Below are 8,869 nucleotides of genomic sequence, written 5' to 3'. Positions count from 1 at the left end.
GCCGGCCCGCCTTGCGGCGCCCTCCCCCGGCCCGCCCTCCGGTGCGACCCCCGCCCCGCCCCTCCGCCCGCCCCTCCGCCCGCTCCTCGACCCGCCCTCCACCCGGTCCTCCGGCATCCCCCGTCGCCCGCCCCTGTGCATCTCGACGCCGCCGCCCTAACATGACGGCCCGTCAGATACGGGGAGGAGCCCGACGATGGACGCCGCCTTCACCGCGGAGCAGGACGAGATGCGCCGCACCCTGCGCGAGATCCTGGGCAAACGCTGCGGCCCGGACGAGGTCAAGGCCGCCGCCCGCACCGCCGCCGGACACGACCGCGAGCTGTGGCAGCAGCTCGCCCGACAGCTCGGCCTGCCGGGCATCGCCGTTGCCGAGGAGTACGGGGGCGTCGGCTGCACCCCCGCCGACCTGGCGCTCGCCTGCGAGGAGACCGGCCGGGCGCTGCTGCCCTCGCCGTTACTGGCGACCGCCGTGCTGGCCGCGCCCCTGATCACCGCCCTCGGCACCGCCGCCCAGCGCGCCGCGTTGCTGCCCGCGCTGGCCTCCGGCGAGCTGAGCGCAGCCCTCGCCGTCCCGGGTCCCGCGCTGGCCACCGCCCTCGCGCTGACCGGCGACAACACCCCCGGCGAGTGGGCCGGCGGCGGCCGGGCCGGCGGGGTCCAGGCCCGCGCCGTCAGCAGCACCAGCACTGCCACCGCCACCGCCACCGCCCCCGAGGGGTGGCGGCTCTACGGGGAGGTCGCCCAGGTCCTGGACGGCCACAGCGCGGGCCTGCTCCTGGTCGCGGCGCACACCGGCGGGTTCGCCCGTAGCCGGACCCTGCTGTTCCTCGTACGGGAGGACGCACCCGGCCTCGTACGTTCCCGGCAGACCACCCTCGACGAGACCCGCCCGCAGGGCCGGATCCAGCTGCGGGACGTGCCGGCCGAGCTGCTCGGGGGCGCGGACGGAACCGGCAACGGCAACGGCATCGGAACCGGCATCGGAACCGGCAACGGAACCGGCAACGGCGCCGACGGCGGCGTACTGTCCGCGCTCGCCGCGACCGGGCGCACCGCCGCCACCGTCCTGGCAGCCGAAGCGGTCGGGGCGGCGGACCAGGCGCTGGCCCGCACGGTGGACTACGTCCGCCGGCGCGAGCAGTTCGGCAGGGCCGTCGGATCCTTCCAGGCCGTCAAGCACCGGCTGGCCGACCTGTACGTACGGGTCCAGGCGGCCCGGTCCGCCGCCTACTACGCGGCCTGGGACCCGGAGCAGGGCCCCCTGGCCCTCGCGCAGGCCCTGGAGGCGCTGCGGGTGACGGCGGGCGAGGGCATCCAGCTGCACGGCGGGATCGGCTTCACCTGGGAGCACGAAGCGCACCTGTACTTCAAGAGGGCGGCCGCCGACGAACTGCTCTTCGGCCCGGTCCACCGGCTGCGGGCGCACGCGGCACACAGCTCGGGCCTGTTCGCACCGCCCGATCGAACCACCACCGACTCCACCCACCCCACCCACCCCACCACCACCCCCACCGAACCGGAGAAGGCGGCCGTCTGATGGCAGTGGCCCAGGGCATCGGCGTGAAGCTGATGCAGAAGGTCTCCTCGACCATGTTGTTCGCCAGGATCGCACCGCACTTCATACCCGCGATGGACAAGGCGGTGCACCGGCTGACCCGCGGCAAGGTGCTGCTCAGCGCGCGGATGCTGCCGGGGGTGATCCTCACCGCGAAGGGCGCGAAGAGCGGCGAACCGCGCACCACGCCGCTCGCGTGCATGCCGGAGGACGGTGGGACCAGCTGGTTGTTGATCGGTTCCAACTTCGGCCGCCCCGGCCACCCGGCATGGACCGGGAACCTGCTCAAGCATCCGGACGCGGACGTGAACTGGCAGGGGCGGGACGTCGCCGTACGGGCCCGGCTGCTGGAGGGGGCGGAGCGTGCGGCGGCGTGGCAGGCGGTCCTGAGGTTCTGGCCGCCGTACGCGACGTACCAGGCGCGCATCGACCGCGAGATCAGGCTGTTCCGTCTGGAGCGGCGCTGACCTGAGCGCCGTGCGGGCGGGCCCGGGAAGGCGGCCCTGGTGAAGCGGGGTTGGGGACGGCGGATCGAGTGTGAGGGGTGGGGCCGGGGAGGGGAAGGTCGAGAGCGGTGGACCGGCAGCGGTAGCCCGCGAGGAGCGGGTCGGGACGACACATCGGGCAGGGCGGGCCCCCGGGTGGCCCCCGGGAGGTCCGCCGCTACTTGGTGGGCTTCTTGCCGGTGATGCCGAGGTGGACGAGCAGGGCCAGGTTCGGCTTGAGCTCGGCCTGCTTGACGCCCCAGGTCTGGAAGCCCTTCTGGTGCGAGGCGACCGCGGCGAGCATCGCGACCAGCGAGCCGGCCATCGCCGCCGGGCTGAGGTCCTTGTCGACCTTGCCCTTGGCCTGGAGCTCCTTCATCGACTCCGTGAGGGAGTTGGTGACGGAGTTCAGGATCTTCATGCGGATCTTGTAGAACCGCTTGTCGCCCTCGGCCGCGCCGAGGTCGACGACCCGAAGGATCGCGTCGTTGCGCCGCCAGAACTCCAGGAACCCTTCGACGAGTTCCTCGGCGGCCGCCCAACCGGCCTTGCCGACCCAGTTGCGGCCCTCGACGAGCGCCGTCAACTGGGCGCCCTCCGTCGCCATTTCCTCGGCGATCTCCAGGACGGCGCCTTCGACGTCCGGGAAGTACTGGTAGAAGGTCGCGGGGGAGGTGCCGGCCTTGCGCGCGACGTCGATCACCTTGACGTCGCGGTACGGCGAGGAGCTGAGCATCTCGCTGAGGCAGTCGAGCAGCTTCTGCCGCGTCGCCTGGCCGCGCCGGCCGGCGACACGCCCGTCGACGGTGCGTACTTGTCCTGTCATGCCGTCAGCTTACCGAGGGGGGATCGGCGCGCTATTCGGCCGCCTGCAAATGGGGTGACGGGGCCCCCGGCCTGCGCGGGAGCTGTCGCGAGAGGTCCTCGGAGGCGGATTCCGGCCGGAGCCGGGCCTGCTCCGCGCGGAGGCGGCCCGGCTCCCGAGCCGGGACGACCCCGCCCGTACCGTGGGATATCCCCCGAATAGTCTTATGAACAGGCTGTGGACAACTTTTCGGGCGGATCATTGCGGAGAGGTGCGGATCGGCTCGATCTCCACGGAGGCCGGAAACCGTATCAAATCAATGCAAACCGCCGCAGGAACCCGTGTGACCCCGCACAACGGAAGGACCCGGCTCATGGCCGCATTCGCGGAAGGCTCGCCCTGCTGGGTCGACGCCTCGCTCCCCGACGTGGAAGCGGGCAAGCGCTTCTACGGCGAGCTCTTCGGGTGGGCCTTCGGGGACAGCGCGGGGGCCGCCTACGGCCACTACACGCAGGCCTACAGCCGCGGCCGCAACGTCGCCGCCCTCGCCCCCAAGCCCGACGGCCGCATGCCCACCGTGTGGGGCGTGTACCTGTACACCTCCGACGCCTACGCCTGCGCCGCCCGCATCCGCGCCGCCGGCGGTCAGATGGTCATGGACCCGCAGCCCGTCGGCCCGTACGGGACCGCGGCGATGGCCGCCGACCCCGGCGGCGCCGTCTTCGGCCTCTGGCAGCCCGGTACCCACCACGGCTTCGACGCCCAGCAGGAGCCCTACACGTACTGCTGGTCGGAGGTCTACACCCGGGCCCGCGACGCCGTGGACGACTTCTACACCCGCGTCTTCGGCTACGTCGCGCAGGACCAGGACGACCCCGAGACCGGCGACGAGTACCGCGTCTGGTCGCCGCCCGGGAGCGTCCCCGGCACCGACACGGCCGTCCTGGGGCGCAGCCCGATCACCGACGCCTTTCCGGAGATCATGCCCGCGCACTTCCTCGTCTACTTCGCCGTCCCGGACTGCGACCAGAGCGTCGCGACCGTGCAGCGCCTCGGCGGTCGGGTCACCGCCGATCCCTTCGACACGCCGTACGGCCGGATCGCCGTCGTCGCCGACAATCAGGGGGCCGTCTTCGCCCTCCTTTCGGAGCCACGTGTGAAAGCCCACCCGGAGCCGGGGCCGGACCAGGCGCGGGCCTGACAGAATCGAGGTTGCGCGACTCCGGGCACAGCCAGGGGTGAGACGCTGCACGGAGTGGGACGCCGCCCCGGCGGGCCGGTGCCCGCGGGCGGGGCGCGGTCCCGCGAGGGACGCCGTACGGGCAGACCGCCGTGCCGGTGCGCGTGCCGATGCGTGTTGATGCGCACCGGTGCGCGCGGGTAGGGAAGAACGGGTCCGGCGGGGACCCGTACGGGGAGGTGTGGAGGCGAGTGGTGGAGCAGCTGACGCAGCACGACCCGAGACGGATCGGCCCCTTCGAGGTGCTGGGACGGCTCGGCGCCGGCGGCATGGGGCTGGTCTATCTCGCGCGGTCGGCGTCCGGGCGGCGCGTCGCGATCAAGACGGTGCGCACCGAGCTGGCCGAGGACCAGTTGTTCCGGGTGCGCTTCACGCGCGAGGTCGAGGCCGCGCGCGCGGTGTCCGGTTTCTACACGGCGGCCGTCGTCGACGCCGATCCGCGTGCGGCGGTGCCGTGGTTGGCGACCGCGTACGTGCCGGCGCCCTCGCTGGAGGAGATCGTCAACGAGTGCGGGCCGATGCCCGCGCAGGGCGTGCGCTGGCTCGCGGCGGGCATCGCCGAGGCGCTCCAGTCGATCCACGGTGCGGGCCTGGTCCACCGTGACTTGAAGCCGTCCAACGTCCTCGTCGTCGAGGACGGTCCGCGGGTGATCGACTTCGGTATCGCGAGCGGGGTCTCCAACACCCGTCTGACGATGACGAACGTCGCCGTCGGCACGCCCGCCTACATGTCGCCTGAGCAGGCGAAGGACTCGCGCAGCGTCAAGGGCGCCAGTGACGTCTTCTCGCTCGGCTCGACCCTCGTCTTCGCCGCGACCGGACACCCGCCGTACCACGGCGCGAACCCGGTCGAGACGGTGTTCATGCTGCTGCGCGAGGGCCCCAACCTGGAGGGGCTGCCCGAGGAGCTGCGCCCGCTGATCGAGTCCTGCATGCAGATGGACGCCACCCGGCGTCCCACCCCCGCCGACCTCCAGGCGCAGCTCGCCCCGCACCTCTTCGAGGGCGGCGACGAGAGCGGCACCGCCTCGGCGTGGCTGCCCGAGCGGGCCGTCGCCATGATCGAGGCCCGGCGCGCGGGGCACCGTACGCCTCCGGCGCCCGTGGTTCCGGCGCGCGGACCGGTCCGCGGACCGGCCGCCGGACCGGCCTCCGGGGCCGTCACGCACCGCCGCCCGCGCGGCGCCGCCGATCCGTGGGTGGACCCGCGGACCGGACAGGCCGCCCCGCCGCGCCCGGACCGGCCGCCGGTGCCGGCGGCGCCCGGTGACCCCGTCCACCTCGGCGCCTCCCCGGTGCCGATCGGGCCCGGCCCGCGGGCGACCGCGGCGGCCCCGGTCGGGTACGCGGGCGCGCACTCGGCGACCGACTGGGTCCGCCCGCCGCACGGCTCCCCGGCCCCCTCCGGGGTCATCCCGGGGCCGTCCGGGTCCGGCGCGTCCTCCGTCGGGACCGTCCCGGCTCCCGGCCCGTCCCCGGACAGCGGCCGTTGGCGGCCGTGGCGCTTCCGCATGTCCAACGAGGTCTGGGGCACCCCCACCGTCGCCGGTGACCTGCTGTACGTCACGTCCTTCGAGGTGCACGCCCTGGACGTCGGCAGCGGCCGCCGTCAGTTCAAGACGCGGGACGTCGCCTGGTCCATGGCGGTCTCCGACGGGCGCATCCACGCCTCCGACGGGCCCTCCCTTTACGCGCTCGACGCCTCCGACGGCGCCGAGCGGTGGCGGCTGTCCACCGAGGCCTGGGTGTACGCGCTGCGCGCCGACCGGGGCACCGTGATCACCGCCACGCGCGGCGGCGGCGTCCAGGGGTGGGAGGCGTCGAACGGCCAGAAGCTGTGGGAACTGACCGGCGCGCAGAGCGACTTCGAGACCCCGGAGGCCGCCCCCGTCCTGCACGAGGGCACCGTCTACGTGTGGCAGGACGCCCGGCTGCGGGCGCTGGACGCCCGCTCCGGCCAAGAGGCCTGGTCGTACCCGGTCGGCGACGCGGCGTCCTGCGGCAACGTTCCGGTCCGCGTCACCCCGGCCCCCGACGGCAACGTGTACGTCGCCGCGGGCACCCGCGTCCTGTCCGTGGACCGGGCCTCGGGTCGGGTCCGCTGGCACTTCGAGGCCCCGGCCGTCTTCCTGGCACCCCCGGCGTTCGCTCCGGGCGCCGCGGTCACCGGGGGCGGCGTCTACCTCGCCGACTACCTGGGCACCGTCTACGCCCTGGACGCGGCCACCGGCAAGGACCGCTGGCGCATCGCCACCGAGCCGCGCCCCTCGGGGGACGCGGTCATCGTGGCCAACGGCAACGTGCACCTGGGCGCGGGCAGCGCGCTGTACACGCTCGACGCGGTCACCGGCACCCCGAAGTGGCGCTTCGCGGCGGGCGGCGAGATCACCGGTGCTCCGGCGGTCGCGGACGGCCGGGTCCACTTCGGGTCGGCCGACCACTGCCTGTACACCCTGGACGCGGCGGGCGGCCAGCTCCGCTGGAAGCTCGCCACGGGCGGGGAGATCACGGGCGCCCCGGTCGCGGAGGCCGGCGTGGTGTACGCGTGCAGCAAGGACCGGTGCGTCTACGCCCTGGACGCGGCCAAGGGCACGGGCACCCGTACGGGCGGATGACCTGCACGGAAGGCGGGGCTCCGGCCCCTCCAGCTGCCTCACGGCACCGGGAGTGACAGGATAGACCCCATGAGCAACGTTTACTTCGACATCAACATCAACGACAAGCCCGCGGGCCGCATCGTCTTCGAGCTGTTCGACAAGGTCGTTCCGGAGACCGCGCGGAACTTCCGCGAGCTGGCCACCGGCCAGAACGGCTACGGCTACGCGGGCTCCGGCTTCCACCGCATCATCCCGCAGTTCATGCTGCAGGGCGGTGACTTCACCAACCACAACGGCACCGGCGGCAAGAGCATCTTCGGCGAGAAGTTCGCCGACGAGAACTTCGACCTGAAGCACGACCGCCCGTACCTGCTGTCGATGGCGAACGCCGGCCGCAACACCAACGGCTCGCAGTTCTTCGTCACCACCGTCGTCACCTCCTGGCTCGACGGCAAGCACGTCGTCTTCGGCGAGGTCGTCGAGGGCAAGGAGCTCGTCGACCAGATCGAGGCCCTGGGCTCCCAGTCCGGCGCCCCCAAGGCCAAGGTCGAGATCGCGGCCTCCGGCGTCGTCGACGCCGCCTGATCCACACCGTGCCGGTCGGCCCCGCCCCCTCGCGAGGGGGTTCGGGGCCGCCGCCGTTTCCGGGGTCGGTCGGGGGGACTACGCGCGGGGGTCGTGCGGGCCGGGAGCCTGCGGGCCGGGCCCTTGAGGGCCGGGATCCTGCGGGTTCGGGTACTGCTGGCCCGGGTCGTGAGCGCCCGGGTATTGCGGGCCCGGGTCGTGCGGGCCGGGGGCCTGCGGGTCCGGGTACTGCGGCCGCGCATCGCGTCGGGGGTCGCGGGGGTCCTGCGGGCCCGTGTCCCGGGGGTGGTCGTCCGGGTGCCAGGGTTCGGTCCGGGGGGTCACCGGCCGGTCCTCCCAGCCCGTGACGGCGCCGGGCATACCGGCGTCGCGGGGCAGCGGGCGCCGGTCGCGGCGGGGTCGGCCGCGCATGACGAACGCGCCGAGCAGGATGAGCGCGCCGCCGGCGAAGGCGGTGGCTACGCCGTTCCCGAGTCCCTGGCCGTCGCCGCCGACCGACAGGCTGCCGGCCGCCTGGCCCTGGCGGACCATCCACAGCACCGAGAAGCCGAGGACCACGATCCCGGCCAGCGCCATCAGCAGCCGTGAACGCAGCACGGCCGCGGCCAGCGCGAGGAGGGCGGCGCACAGGAACGGCAGCATGAGCGAGCCCAGCAGCGCGGCCCCGTCGGGGGTGATGCCGGAGCCCGCGAACAGCTCCTCGACGCGGTAGTCGCGGCCGCGTCGGCCTTCGTACCAGGCGCGGTACGGGCTCCACAGGGCGGCCGCCGCGCCGACCAGACCCATCAGCGAACCGAGGACGTTGCGGATCATGCCCGGCCTTCCGGGTAGGCGTCGTGATCGGCAACGCTACTGCGGGGTCCCGGCCCCCGCACGCCGGACGGGGCAGGCGGGGGCCGGGGGTCTTCGGGGCCCGTGTCCTCGGGCCCGGTGGGCGTCAGGACCTCGTACGGGCCGATTCGACGCGGGTGCGCAGGGCTTCGTTCATCGCGATGAAGTTGCGGGCGGTGCCCGCGAGCAGCTTGCCGAGGAAGGGGACCAGCAGGCCGCCGAACCGCTCGCCGTGCTCCAGGCGCGTGGTGCGGCCCGGGCCCTCGGACAGCCGGAAGTAGTGCTCTCCGTCGAACAGGCCGCGGACGAGGAACCGGCCCTTCCAACGGAACTCGACGGACGGGTTGACCACGAGGACGGTCGGGTGGAAGACCGTCGGCTTCCCGGACCGCGGGTACATCGTCAGGTCCAGTCGCGCGCCCGGCACGGCTTCGCCCACCGCCTGGCGGATGAACGGGTTCCAGGTGCAGTAGCGGGGCAGGTCGGTCAGGGTCGCCCAGACTTCTTCGGGCGGCGCGTCGATGACGATCTCGGTGGCGATGGTGCGCACTGGTGCCGTGCTCCTTGTGATGGGTCGGTGCTCACCGAAGGGACGCGGGGAATTGCGGCCGGCCGCCGGGTTCGGTCCGGGGATGCAACCACGGTTTCGCCGGCTCCGGACTGGCTGCGGGGGCGTCTTCGCTGGTGGCGGAGAGAACGGAGGGGTGCGTTCCGGCCGCGGGGTGGCGAATGCCGATACGTCGGGCGGCCCGCCCGCGGCCCGCCGGC

The 8,869-nt window shown here is 73.8% G+C and carries 8 protein-coding genes; 5 read left to right on the top strand and 3 right to left on the bottom strand.

Annotated features, from left to right (window positions below; all coding sequences use genetic code 11):
* Positions 1-196 precede the first annotated feature (196 nt).
* On the top strand, positions 197-1,540 hold the full coding sequence (locus NOD94_RS27230) for an acyl-CoA dehydrogenase family protein (RefSeq protein ID WP_281208759.1): 1,344 nt from the start codon (positions 197-199) through the stop codon (positions 1,538-1,540).
* Positions 1,540-2,025 carry a nitroreductase family deazaflavin-dependent oxidoreductase gene (locus NOD94_RS27225; protein ID WP_281208758.1) on the top strand — a complete coding sequence of 162 codons (486 nt, stop codon included), beginning with the start codon at positions 1,540-1,542 and terminating at the stop codon, positions 2,023-2,025. Before NOD94_RS27230 ends, NOD94_RS27225 begins: the two co-directional genes overlap by 1 nt.
* A gap of 196 nt (positions 2,026-2,221) precedes the next feature.
* Here the strand turns inward: NOD94_RS27225 and NOD94_RS27220 are convergent, their stop codons facing one another.
* Positions 2,222-2,869 carry a TetR family transcriptional regulator gene (locus NOD94_RS27220; RefSeq protein ID WP_281208757.1) on the bottom strand — a complete coding sequence of 216 codons (648 nt, stop codon included), beginning with the start codon at positions 2,867-2,869 and terminating at the stop codon, positions 2,222-2,224.
* Positions 2,870-3,221: 352 nt separating this feature from the next.
* Between NOD94_RS27220 and NOD94_RS27215 the strand changes: the two genes are divergently transcribed.
* The 3 genes from NOD94_RS27215 (at position 3,222) to NOD94_RS27205 (ending at position 7,270) form a co-directional block, all read left to right on the top strand.
* The gene (locus NOD94_RS27215) at positions 3,222-4,049 is read left to right on the top strand and encodes a VOC family protein (RefSeq protein ID WP_281208756.1); all 828 of its coding nucleotides are present in this window, start codon (positions 3,222-3,224) and stop codon (positions 4,047-4,049) included.
* 230 nt (positions 4,050-4,279) lie between these two features.
* A complete protein-coding gene (locus tag NOD94_RS27210; RefSeq protein ID WP_281208755.1) occupies positions 4,280-6,703 on the top strand; it encodes a PQQ-binding-like beta-propeller repeat protein in 2,424 nt (807 codons plus the stop codon).
* 69 nt (positions 6,704-6,772) lie between these two features.
* A complete protein-coding gene (locus tag NOD94_RS27205) occupies positions 6,773-7,270 on the top strand; it encodes a peptidylprolyl isomerase (RefSeq protein ID WP_281208754.1) in 498 nt (165 codons plus the stop codon).
* A 78-nt stretch (positions 7,271-7,348) separates the two neighbouring features.
* Here the strand turns inward: NOD94_RS27205 and NOD94_RS27200 are convergent, their stop codons facing one another.
* Complete coding sequence (locus tag NOD94_RS27200; RefSeq protein ID WP_281208753.1) at positions 7,349-8,083, bottom strand: hypothetical protein; 735 nt, start codon at positions 8,081-8,083, stop codon at positions 7,349-7,351.
* Positions 8,084-8,207: 124 nt separating this feature from the next.
* Positions 8,208-8,651 (bottom strand): SRPBCC domain-containing protein, encoded by a 444-nt coding sequence (locus tag NOD94_RS27195; RefSeq protein ID WP_281208752.1) that lies wholly within the window; start codon positions 8,649-8,651, stop codon positions 8,208-8,210.
* Positions 8,652-8,869: the final 218 nt, after the last annotated feature.

The organism is Streptomyces sp. Isolate_45, from assembly GCF_024721315.2.
GTDB lineage: Bacteria > Actinomycetota > Actinomycetes > Streptomycetales > Streptomycetaceae > Streptomyces.
The sequence above is the reverse complement of the archived record's forward strand: the minus strand, read 5'-3'. Positions and strand labels throughout refer to the sequence as shown.